The organism is Streptomyces panaciradicis (assembly GCF_023516615.1).
Classification (GTDB): Bacteria; Actinomycetota; Actinomycetes; order Streptomycetales; family Streptomycetaceae; genus Streptomyces; species Streptomyces panaciradicis.
The window spans coordinates 134,688-161,285 of record NZ_JAMGBF010000010.1 but is presented as its reverse complement, the minus strand read 5'-3'; the positions used below and the strand labels follow the sequence as shown (position 1 = coordinate 161,285).

Below are 26,598 nucleotides of genomic sequence, written 5' to 3'. Positions count from 1 at the left end.
CGGCCCGGGCGGCTAGGCTTCCCGGTCGGCGCGGCCCGGCTTGCGGGCGAGCAGGAAGGCCTGGGGGGTCGACTCGCCGAGGGCCTCCTCGGGCTCCCGCACCGTCCGCGAGCGGAGCGCGAACCCGGCACCCCGGAGCAGCTCGGCCACGTCGTCCGGCCGGCGGCGCAGGAAGTCCAGCGACACGTCGTGTCCGAAGGGCCGGTCGTGGTGCCGGGGCCGGTCGCCGACCTGGAAGCCGAGCAGCAGGTGACCGCCGGGCGCGAGCACCCGGTGGAACTCGGCGAAGACGTCGGGCAGCCGCTCCACGGGCGTGTGGATGGTGGAGTACCAGGAGACGGCACCGGCGAGGGACCCGTCGGGGAGGTCCAGGTCCAGCATCGAGCCCTGCTCGAACCGCAGTCCCGGATTCTCCCGGCGGGCGATCGCCAGCATCGACTCCGACAGGTCGAGGCCGAAGACCCGCAGGCCGAGCGAGGCGAGGTGGGCGGTGACGCGGCCCGGCCCGCACCCCAGATCCGCCACCGTGCCCTCGCCGCCGACGAGTTCGGCGTACGCGCCGAGTATCGCCCGGTCCAGGGGCGTGGACACGAGGTAGCCCGCGAACATGGCCGCGTAGTCCTCGGCGATGGCGTCGTAGAACACCCGCGTGCTGGTCACGAACCCGCTGTCGGCCCCGCCGCCGGTCTCGGTCCCGGTCTCGATGTCGGTCATGGTCGAGACCGTAGCGGCCGCCACTGACAACGACCCGGGACCGGCCCCTCAGGTCACCCCGGCCAGCCGCAGTACCGCCGCCGTGCCCGCCGCCCCCAGCACCACCACCGCGAACGGCGCCCGGCGCCACGCCAGCACGCCGCCCACCAGCACCCCGGCCGCCCGAGCCCACCCCGCGAAGCCGCCGCCCTCGGTCAGCGCCCCCGTCGCCAGCAGGGCCGTCAGCAGCACGACCGCGCCCGCCGACAGCAGCTCCCGTACACGGGCGGGGAGTTCGACGCGCCCGTGCAGTGCGGGCCCGACCAGGCGGAAGGCGTACGTCCCGACCGCGAGGGCCAGGATCATGCCGGCCGTCGCGTTCACGCCCGTGCCTCCCCACGGCCGTACAGGGCCAGCCCCGCCAGCGCCGCCAGCACCGGCACCCCCGCCGGGACGGCCGGGGTGAGGGCGAGGGCGAGCGCCGCGCCGGGCAGCGCGCACCGCCGCACGCGGGCCTCGGCGCGCAGCGTGGGCAGGACCAGCGCGACCAGTACGGCGGGGAACGCGGCGTCCAGGCCGTACCTGGCCGTGTCGCCCAGCGCGTCCCCGGCCAGCGCGCCGGCCAGGACCCCGACGTTCCACACGGCGAACAGGCCGATCCCCGACACCCAGAACGCGGCCCGCCGCCGTACCGGGTCGGTCTGGGCGAGGGCGAAGGCCACCGTCTCGTCGGTCACCAGGTGTGCGCCCGCCAGGCGCGCCAGGCGCCCCGGCCCGAGGACGTCGGCGACGGCGAGGCCGAAGGCGGCCGTCCGGGTGTTCAGGAGCAGGCCGGTGGCCGCCGCCGCCAGCGGGCCGCCCCCGGCGAGCAGGACGCCGACCGCGCTGAACTGGGCCGAGCCCGCGTAGACCACCAGGGACATGACGACCGGGGCCCAGACCGGCAGACCGCCGGTCACGGCGATCGCCCCGAAGGACACGCCGACGACACCGCCGGCCACCCAGACCAGTGAGGCGTCCCGGACCAGGTCCCGGTGGCGCGGGTCCGCCGCACCGCCGTGTGTTCGCTGTACCGTACGCATGTTCTCTACAATGGACAGCAGTGGACACGTTCGTCAAGGCGAACGATCGTACCGATGGAGCGAGCTGAATGTCCGACGCACCGCCCCCGCCCGCCCGGCTCCCCCTGGACTGGATCGCGGCGTCCCTGCGCCGCGAGCGCACGCGCGCCGGGCTCTCCCTGTCCGAGCTGGCCAAACGCGCCGGCATCGCGAAGTCCACGCTGTCGCAGCTGGAGTCGGCGAGCGGCAATCCCAGCGTGGAGACGCTCTGGGCGCTGGGGGTGGCGCTCGGGGTGCCCTTCAGTGTGCTCGTGGAGCCGCCCGCGCCCGCGGTCCAGGTGATCCGCGCCGGTCAGGGGCCCACCGTGGCCTCCGAGAAGGCCGAGTACGTGGCGACGCTGCTGTCCTCCAGCCCGCCCGGCGCCCGGCGGGACCTCTACCACCTGCGGGCGGAGCCCGGGGCGGCGCGGGAGTCGGAGCCGCACATCCCGGGCACGGTCGAACACCTGATCGTGAGTACGGGGCGGGTGAAAGCCGGGCCCGCGGGGGAGGAGGTCGAGCTGGCACCCGGGGACTACATGACCTACCGCGGCGACGTGCCGCACTCCTACGAGGCGCTGGCGCCGGGGACGACCTTCGTGCTGGTCATGCAGCACGTGTAGGACGCGCGGAAAAGGCAGGAGCCCCGCTGCCTTGCGGCACGGGGCTCCTTGGGTACTGCATCAGGTCCGGATCAGAGACGAAGCTCGCCTCAGACGGGGGTGACGTTCTCCGCCTGCGGGCCCTTCGGACCCTGGGTCACGTCGAAGGAGACCTGCTGGTTCTCCTCCAGCGAACGGAAACCGCTCGCGTTGATCGCGGAGTAGTGGACGAAGACGTCGGGGCCGCCGCCCTCCTGGGCGATGAAGCCAAAGCCCTTTTCGGCGTTGAACCACTTAACGGTTCCGGTAGCCATAAGCCCTCCTTGGGCCCAAAGGGTTGCCCTGCTCCAGAACCTGCATGTGAAAGCTAATGCCGCACTGCATACGTCTGAAAACGTTAGAGCCCGCGGTTACATGCTCCGCAGGCTCTGTACTGCAAGGGAAACCAAACTGCAACTTGCGGCGAGCCTAGCACGCGGGCAGCCGAAAGCAATAGAGGCCAAGATCACGTCACTCGGACGTTTGAACATCAGCACCCAGTTGACCGAGGGGCCGGAAAGTGGAGCGTACCTCAAAGGGGCTAGCCTCGCGATGTGGACAATTCTCGCACCCGGCCGCGCGTCGGCCACATCCAGTTCCTGAACTGCCTGCCCCTGTACTGGGGGCTTGCGAGGACGGGCACGCTCCTCGACTTCGAGCTGACGAAGGACACCCCGGAGAAGCTCAGCGAGCAGCTGGTGCAGGGAGACCTCGACATCGGGCCCATCACCCTCGTCGAGTTCCTCAAGAACGCGGACGACCTCGTCGCCTTCCCCGACATCGCCGTGGGCTGCGACGGCCCGGTCATGTCCTGCGTGATCGTCTCGCAGGTGCCGCTGGAGCAGCTGGACGGCCGCCGGGTCGCCCTCGGCTCGACCTCGCGCACGTCCGTGCGTCTCGCCCAGCTGCTGCTGGCCGAGCGCTTCGGCGTCCAGCCCGACTACTACACCTGCCCGCCCGACCTGAGCCTGATGATGCAGGAGGCCGACGCGGCCGTGCTCATCGGGGACGCGGCGCTGCGGGCCAACCTGCACGAGGGTCCGCGCTTCGGCCTCGACGTGCACGACCTCGGCACGCTGTGGAAGGAGTGGACGGGGCTGCCGTTCGTCTTCGCGGTGTGGGCGGCCCGGCGCGACTACCTGGAGCGCGAGCCGGAGATCACCCGCAGGGTCCACGAGGCCTTCCTCGCCTCCCGCAACCTCTCCCTGGAGGAGGTCGGCAAGGTCGCCGAGCAGGCGGCCCGCTGGGAGGAGTTCGACGAGGGGGTGCTGGAACGCTACTTCACCACGCTGGACTTCCGGTTCGGGGCCCCGCAGCTGGCGGCGGTCGCGGAGTTCGCGCGGCGCGTCGGGCCGACCACCGGATTCCCGGCGGACGTGAAGGTGGACCTGCTGGAGCCCTGAGCGGCAGGGGAACGGCGCACTACCCTTTTCTCGTCGTCACGGGGGATACGGGGGAGGGGTGGACGTCATGCAACCGCTCGGAGCCGACGAGCCCACCGTCGTGGGTCCCTACCGGCTGCTCGGCCGGCTGGGCTCCGGCGGGATGGGCCGCGTCTACCTGGGCCGCAGCGCGGGCGGCCGCACGGTCGCCGTGAAGATCGTGCACCCGCACTTCGCCCTCGACGAGGAGTTCCGCGCCCGGTTCCGGCGCGAGGTCGAGGCCGCCCGGAAGGTGGGCGGCGCCTGGACGGCCCCGGTGCTCGACGCCGACCCGGAGGCGGCGGTGCCGTGGGTGGCGACGGCGTACGCGGCCGGACCGTCGCTGGCGGCGGCGGTCGCCGACCGCGGGCCGCTGCCCGCCCCTTCGGTACGGGCGCTGGGCGCGGGGCTGGCGGAGGCGCTGACCGCCGTGCACGAACTGGGCCTGGTGCACCGGGACGTGAAGCCCTCCAACGTGCTGCTCACCCTCGACGGCCCGCTGCTCATCGACTTCGGCATCGCGCGCGCCACGGACGGCACGGCGTCCCTCACCTCCACGGGCGTCTCGATCGGCTCGCCCGGCTACATGTCCCCCGAGCAGATCGTCGGCAAGGGCGCGACCGGCGCGGCCGACGTCTTCTCGCTGGGCGCGGTGCTGGTGTTCGCGGCGACCGGGCAGGCGCCCTTCCCGGGGGACTCCTCCGCGGCCCTGCTCTACAAGGTGGTGCACGAGGAGCCCGAACTCGGCTCCCTGGACGGCGAACTGCGCGAGTTGGCGCGGGCGTGCCTGGCGAAGGACCCCGCCGCCCGGCCCGCCCCCGCCGAGGTCGCGCGGCGGCTCGCTCCTGACGGGGCGGCGCGGCTGGTGACGGGCGGCTGGCTGCCGGGGGCGCTGGTGGAGCAGGTGAGCCGCAGCGCCGTACACCTGCTGAACCTCGATGTGCGGGAGGCGGCGTCCGGGCCGGTGGGGTTCAGCAGCCCCTCGGTCGGGGACGCGGTGACCGTCGGCGGGGAGGGGGCCGGGCAGCCCACGGCGGGGGAATTCGGGCCGGCGCCGGTGATGGGGCCGCCCTCCGCCCCCGCTCGCCCGCCGCTGCGCGCACCGGAGCCGGAGCCGCGAGACGCGCCCCCGGACACCGCCGGACAGCCGCCCGGCAAGCTGTCCGTCTCCCTGGCGGCGACCTCCGCGCCCGGCGACGGCGGCCGCGGGCGGCGGCTGAGCTGCACCGTCGCGCTGGCCGTCGCGGGGGCCCTGGCGGCGGTGACGGTCGGGTCGGTGTTCGTGTTCGACCTGCTGCCGGGCCGCGGCAACGACGACTCCTCCGCCGCCGGCAGCTCCCCCGGCGCGTACTCGCCGGAACCCAGTGCGGCCACCAGCGCCGCCGGCACGCCCAGCGCCACCCGCGCCCCGAGTCCTTCGCCCACGACGCCGGGTGGCACCGCCGGTGACGTGCCCGCGGCCTACCTCGGCACCTGGCAGGGAGAGGCCACCGCCCTGGGCGGCACCCTCCCGGACGGCACCTTCCGGCTGACCGTCCACCAGGCCGCGGTGGGCGCGGAACTGGGCCGGCTCCGCCAGACCGACCAGCTGGGGGGCGTCTGCGACGACGTCCTGACCCTGAAGTCCGTCCGGAGCAAGGAACTCCTCGTCACCTCGGCGGGCGCCGGCTCCAACCACGCGGGCTGCGACCCCACGCCGCACACGGTCCGGCTGTCCCGGGTCGGAAGAGACTTGAAGTACGTGGCCGAGAGCGAGGCGGAGGGGAACCCCACGGCCCGCCTGTCGCGGGTCGGATAGGGCACGTCCGGGCCGGCCCCGCAGACACGGTCTTCGGTGGCACAGGCGTTCCATGGGAACGAGGGGGCATACGCGTCGGGACGCGGCTGCTGCTCCTTGTGAACGGACGCGACACAGAAAGTGACATACATCACTCCGGCAACTTTCCCACCCCGCGTCATGACCGCCGCGTCCCGGCACTCGAAGAGGTACGGCGCCCCAACCGGCCGCAGCCCCGCCCGACATCGGAGACCCTCGTGCCCATCACCCTGGAACAGCCCACCGGCGCCCACCTGCTCACCCCCGACGGCGACGAACTCGCCGTCCCCGTCACCCTGCGCTACACGTGCGCCGACGCGCTGGCCGTCCATTTCGTCTTCCCGGCCTGGATCTCGCTCGACGACGAAGAGGTCACCTGGACCTTCGCCCGCGTCCTCCTGCACGAGGGCCTGGGCGCCCCCGCCGGTGTCGGCTCGGTGCGCATCCGCCCCTGCGGTCCCGCACGCACCTACGTCGAGTTCCGCACCCCCGCCGGCATCGCCGTGGTCCGCTTCGACACCTCCGCCCTGCGCCGCTTCCTGCTCCGCTCGTACGAGATCGCCGCACCGGGCGGCGAAGCCGTGGGCCCCGCCCTCGACCGCGGCCTGGCGTCCATGCTCGGCGGTGTCTGACACTGGGCGCGGCACGGCAGGCGGCCGGGGGACGAGGGGGAGCCGATGGGGGACCTGGTGGGCGCGCTGCTCGTGGGCGCCGCCGCACTGTGGGGCGCGGTGACGGGCGCGCTGCTGCCGCGGGCGGTCTACCGGTTCTCCGTGCCCGCCGAACAGGACTGGCGCGCGGTGTGCCCGGACGGGCATCCGCTCGGCGGCTGGCTCGGGTCCGGGCGGTGCGGGGCATGCGCCTCCGTCGCGGGTGACGCCGGCGGCACCGCCGTAACCACGGGACGGCCCGAGCCGTACGGCCCCGGTGCCCCCGCTCTCTCGCTCGTCGCCGCCCTGGTGTGCGCCGCCCTCGCCGCCGCCACCGGCACCCGGCCCGAACTCGCCGTGTGGCTGCTGCTCGCGCCCGTCGGCGTCCTGCTCGCCGCGGTCGACTTCCGGGTGCAACGGCTGCCGGACGTCCTGACGTTGCCGCTCGCGGGCCTCGCCCTGGCGCTGCTGGGCGCTGTCGCGTTCGTACCGGAGCACGCCGGCGACTGGCCGCACGCGCTGTACGGCGCCCTCGCCCTCGGGGCCGGGTTCTTCGCGCTGTTCCTGGTCAACCCCGGCGGCATGGGCTTCGGGGACGTGAAGCTGGCCCTCGGTCTCGGCGCCGTGCTCGGGTGGTACGGGTGGGCCACGGTGATGCTCGGGACGCTCGCCGCGTTCCTGCTCGGCGCCCTGTACGGCGGCGCGCTCGTCCTCGCGCGGCGGGCCGGGCGCAAGACGGCCGTCGCCTTCGGGCCGTTCCTGATCGGCGGGGCCTTCCTGGGACTGCTCGCGGGCGCCTACGCGGCCTGACGTCGGGCTTGTCGGAGGGCTGGCGTAGGCTGGCCGAGTCCGTCCACAGCCTCGACGAAGCCTGCGAAGGGGACCCCGGTGACCGAGAAGGCCGACCTCACCTCGATTGATGTCACAGCCGTCCTCGACCGTGCCGCCGCCGGTGGGCGGATCACCCCACAGGAGGCGCTCGTCCTCTACCGCGACGCCCCGCTGCACGCGCTCGGCGCCGCCGCCGACGCCGTGCGCCGCCGCAAGTACGCGGGTACGGAGCACATCGCGACGTACATCATCGAGCGCAACATCAACTACACGAACGTGTGCGTCACGGCGTGCAAGTTCTGCGCCTTCTACGCCGCGCCCAAGGACAAGGACAAGGGCTGGACGCGCGACCTGGACGACATCCTGCGCCGCTGCGCCGAGACGGTCGAACTCGGCGGCACGCAGATCATGTTCCAGGGCGGCCACCACCCGGACTACGGCGTCGAGTACTACGAGAAGCACTTCGCCGCCATCAAGAAGGAGTTCCCGCAGCTCGTCATCCACAGCCTGGGGGCGAGCGAGGTCGAGCACATGGCCCGGATCAGCGGGGTGTCGGTCGAGGAGGCCATCACCCGCATCCACGCGGCCGGTCTCGACTCCTTCGCGGGTGCCGGTGCCGAACTGCTGCCGGAGCGGCCCCGCAAGGCCATCGCGCCCCTGAAGGAGAGCGGCGAGCGCTGGCTGGAGATCATGGAGATCGCGCACCGGCTGGGCGTGGAGTCCACGTCGACGATGCTGATGGGCACGGGCGAGACCAACGCCGAGCGCATCGAGCACCTGCGGATGATCCGTGAGGTCCAGGACCGCACGGGCGGCTTCCGGGCGTTCATCCCGTACACCTACCAGCCCGAGAACAACCACCTGAAGGGCCGGACGCAGGCCACGCTCTTCGAGTACCTGCGGATGATCGCCATCGCCCGGCTGTTCCTGGACAACGTCCAGCACATCCAGGGCTCCTGGCTGACGACCGGCAAGGAGGTCGGCCAGCTCTCCCTGCACTACGGCGCGGACGACCTCGGCTCGATCATGCTGGAGGAGAACGTCGTCTCCTCGGCCGGTGCCAGGCACCGCTCCAACCGCATGGAGATCATCGACCTGATCCGCAAGGCCGGGCGGGTGCCGGCCCAGCGCTCGACGACCTACGAGCACCTCGTCGTCCACGACGACCCCGCGAACGACCCGGTCGACGAGCGGGTGATGTCCCACATCTCGTCCACGGCGATCGAGGGCGGCACGGCCCACCCCGAGTTGAAGCTGCTGGCTTCCAACTGACGTACGCGTGCTGACGATTCACACGGCTCCGCAGGTCCGGTCCGGCTGGGACGCCGAGCCGGTCCGAGACGGTGCCGTGGTGGTCGAGGGCGACCGGATCGCCGCGGTGGGCCCGCTGGCGCAGCTCGAGGTGCGGTTCCCGGGGGCCCGGGTGCGCACGTGGCCGGGAGTGCTCGGGCCCGGGCGGGTCCACGACGGCCCCCTGCCGGACGCCCCGTCGCCGCGCGAACGCGTCCACGCGGTGCTGAAGCTGGGCGCGGTCGCGATCGTCGAGGAGTACGTCGACTCGCCCGAACTCCGGGCGGCGGCCGAGCGGAACGACGTCCTCGTCCTGCCCGGTGCCCGGCCCCGCGCGCTCGTCGAGTCGGGCCGCGCCGACGTCGCGGTGTTCGACGAGTCGGGCGTCTGCGTCGCGACGGTGTGCGCCGGGCGCCTCGTGCACAGACGCCGCTAGCCGCGGTCCGGGGCACTTCGCGTGCGAGGAAGCGGCCGAGGCTCCTCCCCTGAGCGGTCCGCTGGACGCCGTACTGCAAGAATGGCGGGCGTGACCCGCGCTTCCCTGAACAAGCAGCCGCACGAAGTCGCCTCGATGTTCGACGACGTGGCGGAACGGTACGACCTGACCAACGACGTGCTGTCGCTCGGCCAGGACCGGGTGTGGCGCAAGGAGGTGGCCAGGGCGGTAGACGCCCGCCCCGCGCAGAAGATCCTGGACCTGGCCGCCGGGACGGCCACCTCGTCGCTGCCGTTCGCGCGCACCGGCGCGTACGTCGTCCCGTGCGACTTCTCGCTCGGCATGCTCCAGGTCGGCAAGAAGAAGCACCCCTGGCTGCCGCTGACCGCGGGCGACGCGACACGGCTGCCGTTCAAGGACGACACCTTCGACGCCGTGACCATCTCCTTCGGCCTGCGCAACGTCCAGGACTTCGACGGGGCGCTGCGCGAGATGTACCGGGTGACCCGGCCCGGCGGCCGGGTGGTGATCTGCGAGTTCTCGCACCCGACCTGGGCGCCCTTCCGCACGGTCTACACCGAGTACCTGATGCGCGCCCTGCCGCCGGTCGCCCGCGCCGTCTCCTCCAACCCCGACGCCTACGTCTACCTCGCCGAGTCCATCCGCGCCTGGCCCGACCAGCCGGCCCTGGCCGAGCACCTCAAGAAGGCGGGCTGGTCGAAGGTGGCCTGGCGCAACCTCACGGGCGGGGTCGTCGCCCTGCACCGCGGCTTCAAGCAGAGCTGACGGCGTACGGGTCGCCCGGCCGGTCCAGCTCGCGCTGCAGTCCGCCCGTGGGGGGACGCGGGACGCGGGGCTCGCGCACGCCCCCGCCGCCCTCTCCCTCGCCGAAGTCGAACCACACGTAGACCATCGAGTCACGCGGCACCTCGGCGCCGGGCTGCGGGTACTGGCGTACGACGTAGTCCACGACGGCCAGATGGAGATCGGGGCGGTCGGGGGAGTTCAGGAACAGGCCCCGGGACCGTGCCGCCTCGCGCGCGTCCATGGCCATCAGTCCGACCAGCCTCGGAACTCTTACTTCGGGTGTCTTGGGCGTTATGTGCACAGATGTCACCCCCAGCGGTACTGGCAGGGTAACCGCCCGGGGGTGCCGTCCGGAAGTTCCAAGTGGCTTTCTGTAGCAGTCGGTTACTGTGCGTGACTACGGCTTGAGGTCCAGGCGGAAGCAGAGCACGTCCTCGTCGAGCCGCGGATGCGGGAAGGTCCGCTCCAGTTCCATGCCCAGGCGCCTGGTGACCGCGACGGAGCGCTCGTTCCCGGGCCTGACCAGCGCCACCACGCTCGGCACCCCGGCCGCCCGCAGCCGCTCCAGGGTCAGCCGCGCGGCCGCCGTCGCATACCCCTTGCCCCAGTACGCGCGCCCGAGCCGCCAGCCGATCTCGATCTCGCCCTGCGGACCCCACTGACGGGGCCACGGCTGGGCGCCGGTGAAGCCGGCGACCCGCCCGGACTCGTCGGTCATGGTCCACAGGCAGAAGCCGAGCTCGGCGTCGTGCCGGCGCTGGCGGGCGGTGAGTTCCTCGTAGACCGACAGCTCCGCGGACGCGCCGCCGTGGAACTCCATGACCTCCGGGTCGTCGAAGGCCCGGTGCCAGGCGATCGCGTCCTCGTCGGTGGGGACACGCAGCCGTACTACAGGGAGAGCTCGGTTCACGGGGCAGCCCTTCAGCCGGGTGATCAATGCTGCTGAATAGACTGCCCATGTCCAGTGCCGGTCGGCACGCAGATTCCGAACCTTGGGGAGATCCCGCCGTGACCGAGCCCCTCTCCGAAAACACCGCCGATGTGATCGTGGTCGGCGCGGGGCCAGCCGGCTCCACGACCGCGTACCACCTCGCCAAGGCCGGCCTCGACGTACTCCTGCTGGAGAAGACCGAGTTCCCGCGCGAGAAGGTCTGCGGCGACGGCCTCACCCCGCGCGCGGTGAAACAGCTCGTGGCCATGGGCATCGACGTCTCCGAGGAGGCCGGCTGGCTGCGCAACAAGGGCCTGCGCATCATCGGCGGCGGCGTCCGCCTCCAGCTGGACTGGCCGGATCTCGCCTCCTTCCCGGACTACGGCCTCGTCCGCAAGCGCGACGACTTCGACGAGCAACTCGCCCGGCAGGCCCAGAAGGCGGGCGCCCGGCTGTACGAGCGCTGCAACGTCGGCGCCCCGATCGTCGACGACCGCACCGGTCGTATCACCGGCGTGCACGCCAAGCTCGGCGAGGAGAAGCGCGAGGTCACCTTCCACGCGCCGCTGGTCGTCGCGGCCGACGGCAACTCGACCCGGCTGTCCCTCGCCATGGGCCTGCACCGCCGGGAGGACCGCCCGATGGGCGTCGCCGTCCGGACGTACTTCGAGAGCCCCCGCCACGAGGACGACTACCTGGAGTCCTGGCTGGAACTGTGGGACCGCCGCGGCCCCGAGGACCGGCTGCTCCCCGGCTACGGCTGGATCTTCGGCATGGGCGACGGCACCTCGAACGTCGGCCTCGGCGTCCTCAACACCTCCGACTCCTTCAAGGAGCTGGACTGGCGCGAGGTGCTGAAGGCCTGGTGCGCCTCGATGCCGGAGGACTGGGGCTACACGCCGGAGCACATGACCGGCCCCATCCGCGGCGCCGCCCTCCCCATGGCCTTCAACCGCCAGCCCCACTACACGCGCGGCCTGCTGCTCGTCGGCGACGCCGGCGGTCTGGTGAACCCCTTCAACGGCGAGGGCATCGCCTACGCCATGGAGTCCGGTCAGATCGCCGCCGACGTCATCGTGCAGGCCCACGCCCGCCCGACCCCCGCGAGCCGCGAACTCGCCCTGCAGCGCTACCCGCGCGTGCTGAAGGACACCTACGGCGGCTACTACACGCTGGGCCGCGCCTTCGTGAAGCTCATCGGCAACCCGAAGGTCATGAAGATCGCGACGCAGCGCGGCCTCACCCACCCGCTGCTGATGAAGTTCACCCTGAAGATGCTCGCCAACCTCACCGACCCCACGGGCGGCGACGCGATGGACCGCATCATCAACGGCCTGAGCAAGGTGGCCCCGAAGGCGTAGCCTCCCGGGCTCCCACGTCGGCGGCCCGGCGGGACGGACACTCCGTTCCGCCGGGCCGCCCACGTGTGCGCGACGCGCCGTCAATCCCCCGCCCACCGGGAACAATTCGGGCAGTGGGATCGAATCCGGCCGAGGGGACGGCAAAGGACCGCTGCCCCCGAGCGGCAGCGGCCCTTTCCGTGTCGTGTTCTATGTCCTGATGTGCCCCGGTGTCAGAGCACCCGCACCGCGCCGGTCGGCGGGTCGTAGGAGAGCGGCTTCTCGACCACGCCGGTCGAGGGGTTCTGCGCGCCGACGAACATGCCGTCACCGACGTACAGCGCCACGTGGTACGCGCTGCCCGCGCTGCCCCAGTACAGGATGTCGCCCGGCTGCAGGTTGCTCAGCGAGACCTGGGTGCCGGCGGTCGACTGGTCCTGCGAGACGCGCGGCAGGCTGATGCCGACCTGCTTGAAGGCGGTCTGCATCAGGCCGGAGCAGTCCCACGAGTTGGGCCCGGTGCCGCCGGAGACGTAGGCGTCGCCGATCTGCGCCTTCACGAAGGCGATGACCGCCGCGGCCGAACCGGTGGCCGTCGACGAGCTCGTGGAGGCGCTGGAGCCCACGGAGGCGGACAGGGTGGTCCGCTCGGTGCTGCGGGACGCGGCGCGCTCCGCGGCGGCCTTACGGGCCTCCTCGGCCTTCTTCTTGGCCTCGGCCTTCTTCTTCGCCTCGGCGAGGTCCGCCTTGGCCTGCTTCGCGGCCTTCGCGGCGGCCGCGTCACGCTCGGCCTGCAGCTCGTAGTTCGCGGCCGCCTGCTGCGTGGCGTCCGCGGACTGGGCGACCTGAGCGGCCAGGTCGGCCGTCAGGGTGGGCAGTTGCAGGGTCTGAGTGGTCTCGGCCGCGTTCGCCGAGGCCGCACCCGCCGCCGCCATGCTGAGAACGCCACCGGCAACACCGGCACGCACGGCGAGGTTCGTCGTCGCGCTGCGGCGGGGCTTCCGGTGGCTGCGTATGTGAGCGGTGTGGGACATGAGAACAACCGGTATCAGGGGCTCCTCCATACCTTCAAGAAACGTGTGGTGCGCCACAGTTGCTCAATCGGGCCCCCAAATTCCCCGCCCCGGTTTCCTTATTGACGCCGTAACGGACATTGCGGACGTGACCCATCGGGCCCTTGATCACGTTCTTTCGTCATTACGCCCGAATTGCCCCCGGCCTACCATCGGTTGGGACAGTTGGCCAAGCCCGGTTCTCAGGCGCCTCTCATGGATGTGGCGGAGGTCACGCAACGGTCACGGCAGTGTGTGCGTCACGCGCGTAGATCACGAAGGGATTGCGCCGGGATCGCGGGGCGGACTCGCTCGTGAACGGATGCACGCGTTCACATCACGCCCCGGTCTCACCCCGAGGTGTGAATCGGCTCCACTATCAGGACGCCGGGTCCAGCACCAATTTGCATGCAGCGGAACTCTCTTGATATGGAGACGCCCCCTCCCAACTGCGCCGACGAGCGAAAATGTCACCTCTGGTGATCACTCTGGCGCTTCGCGTACGAAGATCACCGCTCATCCGACTTCATGATCCTTCGTCAGGTGGTGGAGATCACAAAGGTTGAGCAATACCCCGTGTCGCAGATCACAGAGCGGCAGGCATAAGATGCGAGGCAGTTGGGCTTGTGACCTGCTTCACATGTTCTCGATCTTCGTTGGGACGAACGGAGGTTAGAGGGGCGTAGGAGGCCGGTGTGAGCTCACCATCGCCAGCAGTCAGTGCCGACTGAGAGGAGCGAGGAGCGGTGAACGCGTATGCGCCCATCCTCGTACTGGGAGCCCTCGGGGCAGGCTTTGCGATCTTCTCCGTGGTCATGGCCACGCTGATCGGTCCGAAGCGCTACAACCGGGCCAAGCTCGAGGCCTACGAGTGCGGTATCGAGCCGACCCCCACGCCGGCCGGCGGCGGGCGTTTCCCCATCAAGTACTACCTGACGGCGATGCTCTTCATCGTCTTCGACATCGAGATCGTCTTCCTCTACCCCTGGGCCGTCACCTTCGACGCCCTGGGGATCTTCGGGCTCGTGGAGATGCTGCTCTTCGTGCTCACCGTCTTCGTGGCCTACGCGTACGTATGGCGGCGCGGCGGTCTGGAATGGGACTGAGGGGCCTTTAACGACATGGGACTCGAAGAAAAACTGCCGAGCGGCTTCCTGCTGACCACCGTCGAGCAGGCCGCCGGCTGGGTGCGCAAGGCGTCCGTCTTCCCGGCGACCTTCGGCCTGGCCTGCTGCGCCATCGAGATGATGACCACCGGCGCCGGCCGTTACGACCTGGCGCGCTTCGGCATGGAGGTCTTCCGCGGCTCACCCCGCCAGGCGGACCTGATGATCGTCGCCGGCCGGGTCAGCCAGAAGATGGCGCCGGTGCTCAGGCAGGTCTACGACCAGATGCCGAACCCCAAGTGGGTGATCTCCATGGGGGTCTGCGCCTCCTCGGGCGGCATGTTCAACAACTACGCGATCGTGCAGGGCGTCGACCACATCGTCCCGGTCGACATCTATCTCCCGGGCTGCCCGCCACGGCCCGAGATGCTGATGGACGCCATTCTCAAGCTCCACCACAAGATCCAGACCTCCAAGCTCGGCGTGAACGCCAAGGAAGCGGCCCGCGAGGCGGAGGAGGCGGCGCTCAAGGCCCTGCCCACGATCGAGATGAAGGGGCTGCTGCGGTGAGCGACGCGAACGGCGTGAACCCCGAGAAGGACCTCGGCGCCTCCAACCTCCCCGGCCAGCGCGGCGAGGGCGGCGAGGAGATCCGCGTCCAGCGCGGCATGTTCGGCGCCGACAACGGCGGCGACACCTCCGGCTACGGCGGCCTGGTCCGCTCGATCCGGCTCCCGGGGGCGGCCGCCCGCCCCTACGGCGGCTGGTTCGACGAGGTCGCCGACGAGCTGGAGGGCGCCCTGGAGGAACAGGGCCTGCTGCCCGACAACGCCATCGAGAAGACGGTCGTCGACCGCGGCGAGCTCACCTTCCACGTCGAGCGCGAGCACCTGCTGCGCGTCGCCCGCACCCTGCGCGACGACCCGGCCCTGCGCTTCGAGCTCTGCACCGGCGTCAGCGGCGTGCACTACCCGCACGACAAGGGCCGCGAGCTGCACGCGGTCTACCACCTGCGCTCGATCACCCACAACAGGCTGATCCGCCTGGAGGTCAGCGCCCCGGACACCGACCCGAAGATCCCCTCGCTGGTGTCGGTGTACCCGACCAACGACTGGCACGAGCGCGAGACCTACGACTTCTTCGGGATCGTCTTCGACGGTCACCCGGCCCTGACGCGGATCATGATGCCGGACGACTGGCAGGGCCATCCGCAGCGCAAGGACTACCCCCTCGGCGGCATCGCCGTCGAGTACAAGGGCGCCCAGATCCCGGCTCCGGACCAGCGGAGGTCGTACTCGTGAGCGCCCACCCGTCGCCCGACCACCGCCCCTCAACGACTCCCTTCGGGAGGCAGTCATGACCACGGCCTCTCCGCGCGAGACCACCGAAGGCACCGTCTACACGGTCACCGGAGGCGACTGGGACGAGATCGTCCAGTCCGCGGCCCGTGCCGACGACGAGCGCATCGTCGTCAACATGGGTCCCCAGCACCCCTCCACCCACGGAGTGCTGCGCCTGATCCTGGAGATCGAGGGCGAGACGGTCACCGAGGCCCGCTGCGGCATCGGCTACCTCCACACCGGCATCGAGAAGAACCTCGAGTACCGGACCTGGACGCAGGGCACCACGTTCGTGACGCGCATGGACTACCTGACGTCCTTCTTCAACGAGACCGCCTACTGCCTCGCCGTCGAGAAGCTCCTCGGCATCGAGGACCAGATCAGTGAGCGCGCCAAGATCATCCGGGTGCTCCTGATGGAGCTGAACCGGCTCTCCTCCCACCTGGTGTGCATCGCCACCGGCGGCATGGAGCTCGGCGCCACCACGATCATGATCTACGGATTCCGTGATCGTGAAATGATTCTCGACATCTACGAGCTCATCACGGGCCTGCGCATGAACCACGCGTACATCCGGCCCGGCGGACTCGCCCAGGACCTGCCGCCCGGCGCGGTGGACCACATCCGCGAGTTCGTGAAGAAGATGAAGAAGAACCTCCCGGAGTACGACAAGCTCGCCACCGGGAACCCCATCTTCAAGGCCCGTATGCAGGACGTCGGCTATCTGGACCTGGCCGGCTGCATGGCCCTCGGTGCGACGGGACCGATCCTGCGCTCCACCGGCCTGCCGCACGACCTGCGCAAGGCGCAGCCCTACTGCGACTACGAGACCTACGACTTCGAGATCCCGACCGCCGACACCTGCGACTCCTACGGGCGCTTCCTGATCCGCCTGGAGGAGATGCGCCAGTCGCTGGGCATCGTCGAGCAGTGCCTGGACCGGCTGCAGCCCGGCCCGGTCATGGTCGCCGACAAGAAGATCGCCTGGCCCGCCCAGCTGGCCCTGGGACCGGACGGGCTCGGCAACTCCCTCGACCACATCAAGAAGATCATGGGCACCTCCATGGAGGCCCTGATCCACCACTTCAAGCTGGTCACCGAGGGCTTCCGCGTCCCGCCGGGACAGGCGTACGCGGCCGTCGAGTCGCCCAAGGGCGAACTCGGCGTGCACGCCGTCTCCGACGGCGGCACCCGCCCCTACCGGGTCCACTTCCGCGACCCGTCCTTCACCAACCTGCAGGCCATGGCGGCCATGTGCGAAGGCGGCCAGGTCGCCGACGTCATCGTCGCCGTCGCGTCCATCGACCCCGTGATGGGAGGCGTCGACCGGTGACCACCAGTTCTTCGGAGCAGGGCGTCAGCCTGGGCATGCCCCGACTGCCCGCGCCCGCCTACCCGGACGACGTCCGTGAACGGCTGGAGAGGGATGCGCGCGAGATCATCGCCCGCTACCCCGACTCCCGCTCGGCCCTGCTGCCGCTGCTGCACCTCGTGCAGTCGGAGGAGGGCCATGTCACGCGCACCGGGATGCAGTTCTGCGCGGACGTGCTGGAGCTGACCACGGCCGAGGTCACCGCCGTCGCGACCTTCTACACGATGTACCGGCGCAAGCCGAGCGGCGACTACCAGGTCGGTGTCTGCACCAACACGCTGTGCGCGGTGATGGGCGGCGACGCGATCTTCGAGGAGCTCCAGGAGCACCTCGGCGTCGGCAACGGCGAGACCACCGGCGACGGCAAGGTCACCCTGGAGCACATCGAGTGCAACGCGGCCTGCGACTTCGCGCCGGTGGTGATGGTCAACTGGGAGTTCTTCGACAACCAGACCCCGGCCAGCGCCAAGCGCCTCGTCGACGACCTGCGCGCGGGACGGGACGTCGAGCCCACGCGCGGGGCGCGCCTGTGCACCTTCAAGCAGACCGCGCGGATCCTGGCCGGCTTCCCCGACGAGCGGCCCGGCGCCGTCGAGGAGAGCGGCAGCGCGGGACCGGCGTCGCTGGTGGGCCTCCGCCTGGCAAGGGGAGAGGCCGCACCCGCGCGCGTGGTCCACCCGCGGGACGGCGGCCCGCACGACGAGCCGCAGAACAGGGAAGTGCACGAGCCGTCGCCGACCGAGCACCTCAGCTCGCACGACGCGCCGCAGGACACGTCGGCCTCCGACCCCGCCCACCCGGCAGGGCCCGCAGCCGAGGAGGGGGAGTGATGACCTTGGCACCCGAACTGAAGGACACCGGCCCGGAGAAGCTGCTCGCACCCGTGCTGTCGGCCTTCTGGGACGAGGACCGGTCCTGGTCGCTCGACGTCTACAAGAGGCACGAGGGGTACGAGGGCCTGCGCAAGGCGCTGGCGATGTCCCCGGACGACCTGATCGCGTACGTCAAGGACTCCGGTCTGCGCGGCCGCGGCGGCGCGGGATTCCCGACGGGAATGAAATGGCAGTTCATTCCCCAGGGCGATGGCAAGCCGCACTATCTGGTGGTCAACGCCGACGAGTCGGAGCCGGGGACCTGCAAGGACATCCCGCTCCTCTTCGCGAACCCGCACAGCCTCATCGAGGGCATCGTCATCGCGTGCTACGCCATCAGGTCCTCGCATGCCTTCATCTATCTGCGGGGTGAAGTCGTCCCCGTCCTGCGGCGGTTGCACGAGGCCGTGCGCGAGGCCTACGCGGCGGGCTACCTCGGCGAGAACATCCTGGGCAGCGGGCTGAACCTGGAACTCACCGTGCACGCCGGCGCCGGCGCGTACATCTGCGGTGAGGAGACAGCGCTGCTCGACTCGCTCGAAGGCCGCCGGGGTCAACCGCGGCTCCGTCCCCCCTTCCCCGCCGTGGCGGGCCTCTATGCGTGCCCCACTGTGGTGAACAACGTCGAATCGATCGCCTCGGTTCCCGCGATCCTGCATCGGGGCAAGGAATGGTTCCGGTCGATGGGCAGCGAGAAGTCCCCCGGCTTCACGCTGTACTCGCTCAGCGGCCACGTCGCGAGCCCCGGCCAGTACGAGGCCCCGCTCGGCATCACGCTGCGCCAGCTGCTGGAGATGAGCGGCGGCATGCGGCCGGGCCACCGGCTGAAGTTCTGGACGCCGGGCGGCTCCTCGACACCGATGTTCACCGACGAGCACCTCGACGTCCCCCTCGACTACGAGGGCGTCGGCGCCGCCGGTTCCATGCTCGGCACCAAGGCCCTGCAGTGCTTCGACGAGACCACCTGCGTCGTCCGCGCCGTCACCCGCTGGACCGAGTTCTACGCCCACGAATCCTGCGGCAAGTGCACGCCGTGCCGCGAAGGCACCTACTGGCTCGTGCAGTTGCTGCGTGACATCGAGGCCGGAAAGGGCGCGATGGCCGACCTCGACAAGCTCAACGACATCGCCGACAACATCAACGGCAAGTCCTTCTGCGCCCTCGGCGACGGCGCCGCCTCGCCGATCTTCTCCTCGCTCAAGTACTTCCGCGAGGAGTACGAGCAGCACATCACCGGCCGGGGCTGCCCCTTCGACCCGGCGAAGTCGACGGCCTGGGCCGACCGCCCGGAGGTGAACGCATGACCGTGACCACCAACGCTCCCGCGGGAGGGGGAGAGGCGGCGGTCCCGCCGGAAGACCTCGTCACGCTGACGATCGACGGCGCCGAGATCAGCGTGCCCAAGGGCACCCTGGTCATCCGGGCCGCCGAGCAGCTCGGCGTCGAGATCCCCCGCTTCTGCGACCACCCCCTCCTCGACCCGGTCGGCGCCTGCCGGCAGTGCATCGTCGAGGTCGAGGGCCAGCGCAAGCCGATGGCGTCCTGCACCATCACATGCACCGACGGCATGGTCGTCAAGACGCAGCTCAGCTCGCCGGTCGCCGAGAAGGCGCAGCACGGCGTGATGGAGTTGCTGCTCATCAACCACCCGCTGGACTGCCCGGTCTGCGACAAGGGCGGCGAGTGCCCGCTGCAGAACCAGGCCATGTCGCACGGCCAGGCCGAGTCCCGCTTCGACGGCAAGAAGCGGACGTACGAGAAGCCGGTCCCGATCTCGACGCAGGTCCTGCTCGACCGCGAGCGGTGCGTGCTGTGCGCGCGCTGCACCCGCTTCTCCAACCAGATCGCCGGCGACCCGATGATCGAGCTGCTGGAGCGGGGCGCGCTGCAGCAGGTCGGCACCGGCGAGGGCGACCCCTTCGAGTCGTACTTCTCCGGCAACACCATCCAGATCTGCCCGGTGGGCGCGCTCACTTCGGCGGCGTACCGATTCCGCTCCCGCCCCTTCGACCTGGTCTCCTCGCCGAGCGTGTGCGAGCACTGCTCCGGCGGCTGCGCGACCCGCACCGACCACCGGCGCGGCAAGGTCATGCGGCGCCTGGCGGCCAACGACCCCGAGGTCAACCAGGAGTGGATCTGCGACAAGGGCCGCTTCGCGTTCCGCTACGCACAGCAGCGCGACCGGCTCACCACCCCCCTGGTGCGCAACGCCGAGGGTGACCTCGAACCGGCCTCCTGGCCGGAGGCGCTGCAGATCGCCGCGCAGGGCCTGCTCGCCTCGCGCGGCCGCACCGGTGTCCTGACCGGCGGCCGGCTCACCGTCGAGGACGCCTACGCGTACAGCAAGTTCGCGCGCGTGGCGCTGGACACCAACGACATCGACTTCCGCGCGCGCGTGCACAGCGGCGAGGAGGCCGACTTCCTGGCGGCGCGGGTCGCCGGACGGGGACGGGACCTCGACGGCACGGGAGTCACGTACACCTCCCTGGAGAAGGCGCCCGCCGTCCTGCTCGTCGGCTTCGAGGCCGAGGAGGAGGCGCCCGGCGTCTTCCTGAGGCTGCGCAAGGCCTGGCGCAAGCACGGACAGAAGGTGTTCGCGCTGGCCACGCACGCCACCCGCGGCCTGGAGAAGGCGGGCGGCACGCTGCTGCCGGCCGCTCCCGGCACCGAGACCGAGTGGCTGGACGCGCTCGCGAGCGGGGTCGGCCTGGAGGGCGACGGCGCGAAGGCCGCCGAGGCGCTGCGCGCCGAGGGCGCCGTGATCGTCGTCGGCGAGCGGTGCGCCGCCGTGGCGGGCGGTCTGACCGCCGCCGTACGGGCCTCCGCCGCCACCGGGGCCCAGCTGGTCTGGATCCCCCGGCGGGCCGGGGAGCGCGCGGCCGTGGAGGCCGGCGCGCTGCCGTCCCTGCTGCCGGGCGGGCGTCCGGCGACCGACCCACGCGCGCGGGAAGAGGTCGCCGCCATGTGGGGGGTCGCGGAACTCCCGCACCGCTACGGCCGCGACACCGGCCAGATCGTGGAGGCCGCGGCGAGCGGCGAACTCCAGGCCCTGGTGGTCGCGGGCGTCGAGATCGCCGACCTGCCCGACCCGGCACGCGCGCGTGAAGCACTTCACGAGGCCGGGTTCGTGGTGTCGCTGGAGCTGCGGCCCAGTGAGGTCAGCGAGCACGCCAGCGTCGTCCTGCCGGTCGCCGCGGTCGCCGAGAAGGCCGGAACCTTCCTCAACTGGGAGGGCAGGGTGCGCTCCTTCGACGCCGCGCTCAAGCCCGAGCAGATGACCCGCCGCCTCGCGCCGACCGACGCGCGCGTGCTGCAGATGCTGGCCGACGCCATGGACGTGCACCTGGGTCTGCCGGACCTGCGCACCGTGCGCTCCGAGATCGACCGGCTCGGCCCCTGGAACGGGCCGCGCGCCTCCGAACCCCTGGGGATCGGGGCCCAGTTGCCCCGGCCCGCGGCCGGAGAGGCCGTACTCGCCGGACATCGCCTCCTGCTCGACCAGGGTGTCCTGCAGGAGGGCGACGAAGCGCTCGCCGGCACCCGGCACGCCGCCCACGCGCGCGTGTCGGCCGCGACGGCCGCCGAGGCGGGTGTCAAGGACGGCGACGTCCTCGCCGTGACCGGCCCCTCCGGAACGGTCGAACTCCCGCTGCGGACCACCGAGATGCCCGACCGGGTGGTCTGGCTCCCGCTGAACTCCGTCGGCGGGGGAGTCGCCTCCGACACCGGGGCGCTGCCCGGCGACCTCGTCCGCATCGGCCCGGCGACGACCGTCGGCGAGGCCCCGAAGGAGGTGGAGGGATGAGCCCGTACATCGCCGCCGAAGACCTCTCGATGTTCGGCACCGACCCCTGGTGGCTCGTCGTCGTCAAGGCGGTCTTCTGCTTCGCCTTCCTGATGGTGACCGTGCTGTTCTCCATCGTCTGGGAGCGCAAGGTCGTCGCCTGGATGCAGCTGCGCATCGGACCCAACCGGCACGGCCCCTGGGGCATGCTCCAGTCGCTCGCCGACGGTGTGAAGCTGATGCTCAAGGAAGACCTCATCGTCAAGCGCGCCGACAAGGTCGTCTACGTCCTCGCGCCGATCGTCGCGGCCATCCCGGCCTTCATGGCGATCGCGGTGATCCCCTTCGGGCCCGCCGACGACGAGGTCTCGATCTTCGGCACGCGGACCGCGATGCAGCTGACCGACCTGCCGATCGCGATGCTCTTCATCCTCGCGGTCGCCTCGGTCGGCATCTACGGCATCGTGCTGGCGGGCTGGAGCTCCGGCTCGACCTACCCGCTCCTGGGCGGTCTGCGCTCCTGCGCGCAGATGATCTCGTACGAGATCGCCATGGGCGCCGCGTTCGCCTCCGTGTTCCTCTACTCCGGATCGATGTCGACGTCGACGATCGTCGCGCAGCAGCACGACCGCTGGTACATCCTGCTGCTGCCGGTCTCCTTCATCCTCTACATCGTCACCATGGTGGGCGAGACCAACCGAGCCCCCTTCGACATGCCGGAGTCCGAGGGCGACCTGGTCGGCGGCTTCAACACCGAGTACTCGTCGATCAAGTTCGCGATGTTCATGCTCGCCGAGTACGTCAACATGGTGACGGTCTCGGCCGTGTCGACCACGCTCTTCCTCGGCGGCTGGCGCGCCCCCTGGCCGATCAGCACCTTCTGGGAGGGCGCCAACCACGGCTGGTGGCCGCTGCTGTGGTTCACGATCAAGGTCCAGCTGCTGCTGTTCTTCTTCATCTGGCTGCGCGGCACGCTCCCGCGGGTCCGCTACGACCAGCTGATGAAGCTCGGCTGGAAGGTCCTCATCCCCGTCTCCGTGGTCTGGCTGATGCTGGTCGCGACGGTGCGGGCGCTGAAGAACGAGAACTACGACTTCGCCGACATCGCCCTCTACATCGGCGGCGCCGTCCTCGCCCTGCTCCTGCTGTCCTTCGTCGCCGACATGTTCCGCGAGAAGGCCAAGGAGAGCGGGCAGGAGGCCGAGCAGCCCGCCGGGTTCGACCCGATGGCGGGCGGATTCCCCGTACCGCCGCTGCCCGGACAGGAACTCCCGCCGGTGCCGAGGCGCAGCTCGCGCCGGGAGCGGGAGCTCATTGTCAGTGGCGGACCGGATACTGCCAGTGACGGATCTGCGGATGGAAAGGAGGCGTCCGATGGCTGAGGAGCCCAAGGAGACCAAGCCCGGTTTCATGAACCCCGTCGCCGGCTTCGGCGTGACCTTCAAGGCCATGTTCAAGAAGCGGCTGACCGAGCAGTACCCGGAGCAGCAGAAGACCACCGCTCCCCGTTTCCACGGACGGCACCAGCTCAACCGCCATCCGGACGGCCTGGAGAAGTGCGTCGGCTGCGAGCTGTGCGCCTGGGCCTGCCCCGCCGACGCCATCTACGTGGAGGGCGCCGACAACACCGACGAGGAGCGCTACTCGCCGGGCGAGCGGTACGGCCGCGTCTACCAGATCAACTACGCCCGCTGCATCCTGTGCGGCCTGTGCATCGAAGCGTGCCCCACGCGGGCGCTCACGATGACCAACGAGTTCGAGCTGGCCGACTCCAGCCGCGCCAACCTCATCTACACCAAGGAGCAGCTGCTCGCCGGTCTGGAAGAGGGCATGGTCGACTCCCCGCACGCGATCTACCCGGGGACGGACGAGCAGGACTACTACCGGGGCCTGGTCACCGAGGCCGCCCCCGGCACGGTCCGCCAGACCGCCGTCTCCAAGGGCGAGGCCGTCCAGGAGGCTGCCTCGACCTTCGGCGAGGAAGAGCCCGCGTCGGAGAAGGTGATCGGCCGATGAGCGCGCAACTCGCCGCCTACTCCACCTCCACCGGAGAGGCCTTCCAGTTCTGGGTCCTCGGCACCGTCGCGGTGATCGGCGCCCTGTCCACCGTCTTCATGAAGAAGTCCGTGCACAGCGCGCTGTCCCTCGCCGGCACCATGATCGTCCTGGCGATCTTCTACCTCGCCAACGGCGCCTACTTCCTGGGCATCGTGCAGATCGTCGTCTACACCGGCGCGATCATGATGCTGTTCCTCTTCGTGGTGATGCTCGTCGGCGTGACGGCCGCGGACTCGCTGAAGGAGACCATCAAGGGCCAGCGCTGGCTGGCCCTTCTCTGCGGCATCGGCTTCGGGGTCCTGCTGTTCGCCGGGATCGGCAACGCCTCCCTCAAGGAGTTCAACGGCACGGGCCAGGCGAACGCCCACGGCAACGTGGAGGGCCTCGCGGCCCTCATCTTCACCAAGTACGTCTTCGCCTTCGAGATCACCGGCGCGCTGCTGATCACGGCCGCCGTCGGCGCGATGGTGCTCACCCACCGCGAGCGCACCGAGCGCGCCAAGACGCAGCGCGAGCTGTCCGAGCAGCGCGTGCGCGAGGGCAAGCACGTGCCGCCGCTGCCGGCGCCCGGCGTGTACGCCCGGCACAACGCGGTCGACATCGCGGGCCTGCTGCCCGACGGCACCCCCTCGGAGCTCACGGTCAGCAAGACGCTGCGCGACCGCGGCCAGATCCGCGACGTGTCGGCCCAGGCGCTCAACGACCTCAAGGCGCTGGAACAGCGCGCCGAGGAACGCCTGGAGCGCACCGAGATCGAACCGGCCACCTTCAAGCGGGAGGAGGCGTCGAAGTGAACCCGGTCAACTACCTCTATCTCTCGGCCCTGTTGTTCACGATCGGCGCCACCGGCGTGCTGATCAGGCGCAACGCGATCGTCGTCTTCATGTGCATCGAGCTGATGCTGAACGCCTGCAACCTCGCGTTCGTCACCTTCTCCCGGATGCACGGCAACCTCGACGGCCAGATCATCGCGTTCTTCACGATGGTCGTCGCCGCCGCGGAGGTCGTGGTCGGACTCGCGATCATCGTGTCCCTGTTCCGCACCCGCCACTCGGCCTCGGTCGACGACGCCAGCCTGATGAAGCTCTGAGGGGTCGGAAAGAATCGTGGAGAACCTGATTGCGCTGCTGGTGGCGGCGCCACTGCTCGGAGCGGCCGTACTGCTGTGCGGCGGCCGGCGGCTCGATGCCGTCGGCCACTGGATCGGCACCCTGATGTCGACGGCCTCCTTCGTGTTCGGTGTGATCCTCTTCGCCGACCTGCTCGGCAAGAACGCCGAACACCGCACGCTGATCCAGCACCTGTGGACGTGGATCCCGGTCGAGAGCTTCCAGGCGGACGTCACCTTCCGCCTGGACCAGCTGTCGATGACGTTCGTCCTGCTGATCACCGGCGTCGGCTCGCTGATCCACCTGTACTCGGTCGGGTACATGGAGCACGACGAGCGCCGCCGCCGCTTCTTCGGCTACCTGAACCTGTTCCTCGCGGCGATGCTGCTGCTGGTCCTCGCCGACAACTACCTGCTGCTGTACGTCGGCTGGGAGGGCGTCGGTCTGGCGTCCTACCTGCTGATCGGCTTCTGGCAGCACAAGCCCAGCGCGGCGACGGCGGCGAAGAAGGCCTTCCTGGTCAACCGCGTCGGCGACATGGGCCTGTCCATCGCGATCATGCTGATGTTCGCGACGTTCGGGACCTTCGCCTTCGGCCCGGTCCTCGGCCACGCGACCGACGCCTCCGAGGGCAAGCTCACCGCCATCGCCCTGATGCTCCTGCTCGCCGCCTGCGGCAAGTCCGCCCAGGTGCCGCTGCAGTCCTGGCTCGGGGACGCGATGGAGGGCCCGACCCCGGTCTCGGCCCTCATCCACGCCGCGACGATGGTGACCGCGGGCGTCTACCTGATCGTCCGCTCCGGAGCGATCTTCAACGCGGCGCCCGACGCACAGCTCGTGGTCACCGTGGTCGGCGCGGTCACGCTGCTGTTCGGTGCGATCGTCGGTTGCGCCAAGGACGACATCAAGAAGGCGCTGGCCGGCTCGACCATGTCGCAGATCGGCTACATGGTCCTCGCCGCCGGTCTCGGCCCCATCGGCTACGTCTTCGCGATCATGCACCTGGTGACGCACGGCTTCTTCAAGGCCGGGCTCTTCCTCGGCGCCGGCTCGGTCATGCACGGCATGAACGACGAGGTCGACATGCGCAAGTACGGCGGCCTCAGGAAGTACATGCCGGTCACCTTCATCACCTTCGGCCTCGGCTACCTCGCGATCATCGGCTTCCCCGGCCTGTCCGGCTTCTTCTCCAAGGACAAGATCATCGAGGCGGCCTTCGCCAAGGGCGGCACCGAGGGCTGGATCCTCGGCGCGTGCGCCCTGGTGGGCGCGGCCATCACGGCGTTTTACATGACCCGCGTGATGCTGATGACGTTCTTCGGCGAGGAGCGCTGGAAGAACCAGCCGACCCGCTCGCCGGAGGCGCCGAGCGCGGAGCCCGCCGCCGAGCACCAGGGCGAGCACGCGGAACCGCACCCGCACGAGTCCCCGAAGGTCATGACGATCCCCATGATCGTGCTGGCTTTCGGTTCGGTCTTCGCCGGTTTCTTCTTCAACCTCGGCGACCGCTTCCTGCACTGGCTGGAGCCGGTCACCGGGCACAGCGAGGGCGACTCCCCGCTCAGCGCGGCGACCGTCACCGGCGCGACGATGGTCTGCCTGGTCATCGGCGTCGGCATCGCGTACGCCATGTACGGCCGCCGCCCGGTGCCGTCCGTCGCCCCGCGCGGTTCGCTGCTCACCCGGGCCGCCCGGCGCGACCTGCTGCAGGACGACTTCAACCACGTCGTCCTGGTCCGCGGCGGCGAACACCTCACGCGCTCCCTGGTGTACGTCGACCACACCCTGGTCGACGGTGTCGTCAACGGCACGGCCGCCTCGGTCGGGGGCCTGTCCGGACGGATGCGCAAGCTGCAGAACGGCTTCGCGCGCTCCTACGCGGTCTCGATGTTCGGCGGTGCGGCGGTCCTCGTCGCCGCGACCCTGCTGATGAGGGCGGTCTGATACCG

Annotated in this window: 28 protein-coding genes; 21 read left to right on the top strand and 7 right to left on the bottom strand. The window is 70.7% G+C overall.

Annotated features, from left to right (window positions below):
• Positions 1 to 12: 12 nt before the first annotated feature.
• The 3 genes from M8J74_RS04945 to M8J74_RS04935 are packed head-to-tail and all read right to left on the bottom strand — an operon-like array spanning position 13 to position 1,775.
• Positions 13 to 714 carry a class I SAM-dependent methyltransferase gene (locus tag M8J74_RS04945; RefSeq protein ID WP_249835216.1) on the bottom strand — a complete coding sequence of 234 codons (702 nt, stop codon included), beginning with the start codon at positions 712 to 714 and terminating at the stop codon, positions 13 to 15.
• Positions 715 to 762: 48 nt separating this feature from the next.
• On the bottom strand, positions 763 to 1,077 hold the full coding sequence (locus M8J74_RS04940; protein ID WP_249835215.1) for an AzlD domain-containing protein: 315 nt from the start codon (positions 1,075 to 1,077) through the stop codon (positions 763 to 765).
• Positions 1,074 to 1,775 (bottom strand): AzlC family ABC transporter permease, encoded by a 702-nt coding sequence (locus M8J74_RS04935; RefSeq protein WP_249835214.1) that lies wholly within the window; start codon positions 1,773 to 1,775, stop codon positions 1,074 to 1,076. Before M8J74_RS04935 ends, M8J74_RS04940 begins: the two co-directional genes overlap by 4 nt.
• A 68-nt stretch (positions 1,776 to 1,843) precedes the next feature.
• Here M8J74_RS04935 and M8J74_RS04930 point away from each other — a divergent pair, with 68 nt between their 5' ends.
• Positions 1,844 to 2,416: a helix-turn-helix domain-containing protein gene (locus M8J74_RS04930; RefSeq protein ID WP_249835213.1), complete on the top strand. Its 573-nt coding sequence runs from the start codon at positions 1,844 to 1,846 to the stop codon at positions 2,414 to 2,416.
• An 89-nt stretch (positions 2,417 to 2,505) separates the two neighbouring features.
• Here M8J74_RS04930 and M8J74_RS04925 read toward each other — a convergent pair whose 3' ends face one another.
• Positions 2,506 to 2,709, bottom strand: a complete 204-nt coding sequence (locus tag M8J74_RS04925) for a cold-shock protein (protein ID WP_003992177.1) — start codon at positions 2,707 to 2,709, stop codon at positions 2,506 to 2,508.
• Positions 2,710 to 2,988: 279 nt separating this feature from the next.
• On the opposite strand from M8J74_RS04925, the gene M8J74_RS04920 reads away from it, so the two are divergent.
• From M8J74_RS04920 to M8J74_RS04890, 7 genes are all read left to right on the top strand, one after another.
• A complete protein-coding gene (locus M8J74_RS04920; protein WP_249835212.1) occupies positions 2,989 to 3,837 on the top strand; it encodes a menaquinone biosynthetic enzyme MqnA/MqnD family protein in 849 nt (282 codons plus the stop codon).
• Positions 3,838 to 3,904: 67 nt separating this feature from the next.
• Complete coding sequence (locus M8J74_RS04915) at positions 3,905 to 5,653, top strand: serine/threonine-protein kinase (protein ID WP_249835211.1); 1,749 nt, start codon at positions 3,905 to 3,907, stop codon at positions 5,651 to 5,653.
• A 236-nt stretch (positions 5,654 to 5,889) separates the two neighbouring features.
• Entirely contained in the window at positions 5,890 to 6,303 is a 414-nt protein-coding gene (locus tag M8J74_RS04910; protein ID WP_058923881.1) for an SsgA family sporulation/cell division regulator, read from the top strand.
• A gap of 45 nt (positions 6,304 to 6,348) precedes the next feature.
• Complete coding sequence (locus M8J74_RS04905) at positions 6,349 to 7,131, top strand: prepilin peptidase (RefSeq protein ID WP_249835210.1); 783 nt, start codon at positions 6,349 to 6,351, stop codon at positions 7,129 to 7,131.
• A gap of 78 nt (positions 7,132 to 7,209) precedes the next feature.
• Positions 7,210 to 8,424 carry a cyclic dehypoxanthinyl futalosine synthase gene (gene mqnC, locus M8J74_RS04900; RefSeq protein WP_249835209.1) on the top strand — a complete coding sequence of 405 codons (1,215 nt, stop codon included), beginning with the start codon at positions 7,210 to 7,212 and terminating at the stop codon, positions 8,422 to 8,424.
• A gap of 7 nt (positions 8,425 to 8,431) precedes the next feature.
• On the top strand, positions 8,432 to 8,878 hold the full coding sequence (locus M8J74_RS04895; protein ID WP_249835208.1) for an imidazolonepropionase-like domain-containing protein: 447 nt from the start codon (positions 8,432 to 8,434) through the stop codon (positions 8,876 to 8,878).
• 90 nt (positions 8,879 to 8,968) lie between these two features.
• Positions 8,969 to 9,664 carry a demethylmenaquinone methyltransferase gene (locus M8J74_RS04890; protein WP_058928248.1) on the top strand — a complete coding sequence of 232 codons (696 nt, stop codon included), beginning with the start codon at positions 8,969 to 8,971 and terminating at the stop codon, positions 9,662 to 9,664.
• On the opposite strand, the gene M8J74_RS04885 is transcribed toward M8J74_RS04890, so the two are convergent.
• A complete protein-coding gene (locus M8J74_RS04885; protein WP_107416110.1) occupies positions 9,651 to 9,986 on the bottom strand; it encodes a PASTA domain-containing protein in 336 nt (111 codons plus the stop codon). The genes M8J74_RS04890 and M8J74_RS04885 overlap by 14 nt on opposite strands.
• A gap of 96 nt (positions 9,987 to 10,082) precedes the next feature.
• Positions 10,083 to 10,595, bottom strand: a complete 513-nt coding sequence (locus M8J74_RS04880; protein WP_249835207.1) for a GNAT family N-acetyltransferase — start codon at positions 10,593 to 10,595, stop codon at positions 10,083 to 10,085.
• 47 nt (positions 10,596 to 10,642) lie between these two features.
• Between M8J74_RS04880 and M8J74_RS04875 the strand changes: the two genes are divergently transcribed.
• Positions 10,643 to 11,977, top strand: coding sequence for a geranylgeranyl reductase family protein (locus M8J74_RS04875; RefSeq protein WP_249835206.1), 1,335 nt, complete (start codon positions 10,643 to 10,645; stop codon positions 11,975 to 11,977).
• 212 nt (positions 11,978 to 12,189) lie between these two features.
• Here M8J74_RS04875 and M8J74_RS04870 read toward each other — a convergent pair whose 3' ends face one another.
• Positions 12,190 to 12,990 carry a C40 family peptidase gene (locus M8J74_RS04870; protein ID WP_058923875.1) on the bottom strand — a complete coding sequence of 267 codons (801 nt, stop codon included), beginning with the start codon at positions 12,988 to 12,990 and terminating at the stop codon, positions 12,190 to 12,192.
• Positions 12,991 to 13,754: 764 nt separating this feature from the next.
• On the opposite strand from M8J74_RS04870, the gene M8J74_RS04865 reads away from it, so the two are divergent.
• From M8J74_RS04865 to nuoL, 12 genes are read left to right on the top strand one after another with little or no spacing between them, the layout of a single operon-like run.
• Positions 13,755 to 14,114: an NADH-quinone oxidoreductase subunit A gene (locus M8J74_RS04865; protein WP_003992243.1), complete on the top strand. Its 360-nt coding sequence runs from the start codon at positions 13,755 to 13,757 to the stop codon at positions 14,112 to 14,114.
• Positions 14,115 to 14,129: 15 nt separating this feature from the next.
• Positions 14,130 to 14,684, top strand: a complete 555-nt coding sequence (locus tag M8J74_RS04860; RefSeq protein WP_058923874.1) for a NuoB/complex I 20 kDa subunit family protein — start codon at positions 14,130 to 14,132, stop codon at positions 14,682 to 14,684.
• Positions 14,681 to 15,415 (top strand): NADH-quinone oxidoreductase subunit C, encoded by a 735-nt coding sequence (locus M8J74_RS04855; RefSeq protein WP_249835205.1) that lies wholly within the window; start codon positions 14,681 to 14,683, stop codon positions 15,413 to 15,415. The genes M8J74_RS04860 and M8J74_RS04855 overlap by 4 nt, the downstream gene beginning before the upstream one ends.
• Positions 15,416 to 15,470: 55 nt before the next feature.
• Positions 15,471 to 16,787 (top strand): NADH-quinone oxidoreductase subunit D, encoded by a 1,317-nt coding sequence (locus M8J74_RS04850; protein ID WP_249835204.1) that lies wholly within the window; start codon positions 15,471 to 15,473, stop codon positions 16,785 to 16,787.
• On the top strand, positions 16,784 to 17,656 hold the full coding sequence (nuoE, locus tag M8J74_RS04845) for an NADH-quinone oxidoreductase subunit NuoE (protein ID WP_249835203.1): 873 nt from the start codon (positions 16,784 to 16,786) through the stop codon (positions 17,654 to 17,656). The genes M8J74_RS04850 and nuoE overlap by 4 nt, the downstream gene beginning before the upstream one ends.
• The gene (gene nuoF, locus M8J74_RS04840; RefSeq protein ID WP_283947773.1) at positions 17,656 to 19,002 is read left to right on the top strand and encodes an NADH-quinone oxidoreductase subunit NuoF; all 1,347 of its coding nucleotides are present in this window, start codon (positions 17,656 to 17,658) and stop codon (positions 19,000 to 19,002) included. Before nuoE ends, nuoF begins: the two co-directional genes overlap by 1 nt.
• Positions 18,999 to 21,503, top strand: coding sequence for an NADH-quinone oxidoreductase subunit G (locus M8J74_RS04835; protein WP_249835201.1), 2,505 nt, complete (start codon positions 18,999 to 19,001; stop codon positions 21,501 to 21,503). Before nuoF ends, M8J74_RS04835 begins: the two co-directional genes overlap by 4 nt.
• Positions 21,500 to 22,864, top strand: coding sequence for an NADH-quinone oxidoreductase subunit NuoH (gene nuoH / locus M8J74_RS04830; protein WP_058923868.1), 1,365 nt, complete (start codon positions 21,500 to 21,502; stop codon positions 22,862 to 22,864). The genes M8J74_RS04835 and nuoH overlap by 4 nt, the downstream gene beginning before the upstream one ends.
• On the top strand, positions 22,857 to 23,498 hold the full coding sequence (nuoI, locus tag M8J74_RS04825) for an NADH-quinone oxidoreductase subunit NuoI (protein WP_249835200.1): 642 nt from the start codon (positions 22,857 to 22,859) through the stop codon (positions 23,496 to 23,498). The genes nuoH and nuoI overlap by 8 nt, the downstream gene beginning before the upstream one ends.
• Positions 23,495 to 24,334, top strand: coding sequence for an NADH-quinone oxidoreductase subunit J (locus M8J74_RS04820; RefSeq protein ID WP_249835199.1), 840 nt, complete (start codon positions 23,495 to 23,497; stop codon positions 24,332 to 24,334). Before nuoI ends, M8J74_RS04820 begins: the two co-directional genes overlap by 4 nt.
• Positions 24,331 to 24,630 (top strand): NADH-quinone oxidoreductase subunit NuoK, encoded by a 300-nt coding sequence (gene nuoK / locus M8J74_RS04815; RefSeq protein ID WP_071384283.1) that lies wholly within the window; start codon positions 24,331 to 24,333, stop codon positions 24,628 to 24,630. Before M8J74_RS04820 ends, nuoK begins: the two co-directional genes overlap by 4 nt.
• Before the next feature lie 16 nt (positions 24,631 to 24,646).
• Complete coding sequence (gene nuoL, locus M8J74_RS04810) at positions 24,647 to 26,593, top strand: NADH-quinone oxidoreductase subunit L (protein WP_249835198.1); 1,947 nt, start codon at positions 24,647 to 24,649, stop codon at positions 26,591 to 26,593.
• The last annotated feature ends 5 nt before the right edge of the window (positions 26,594 to 26,598 follow it).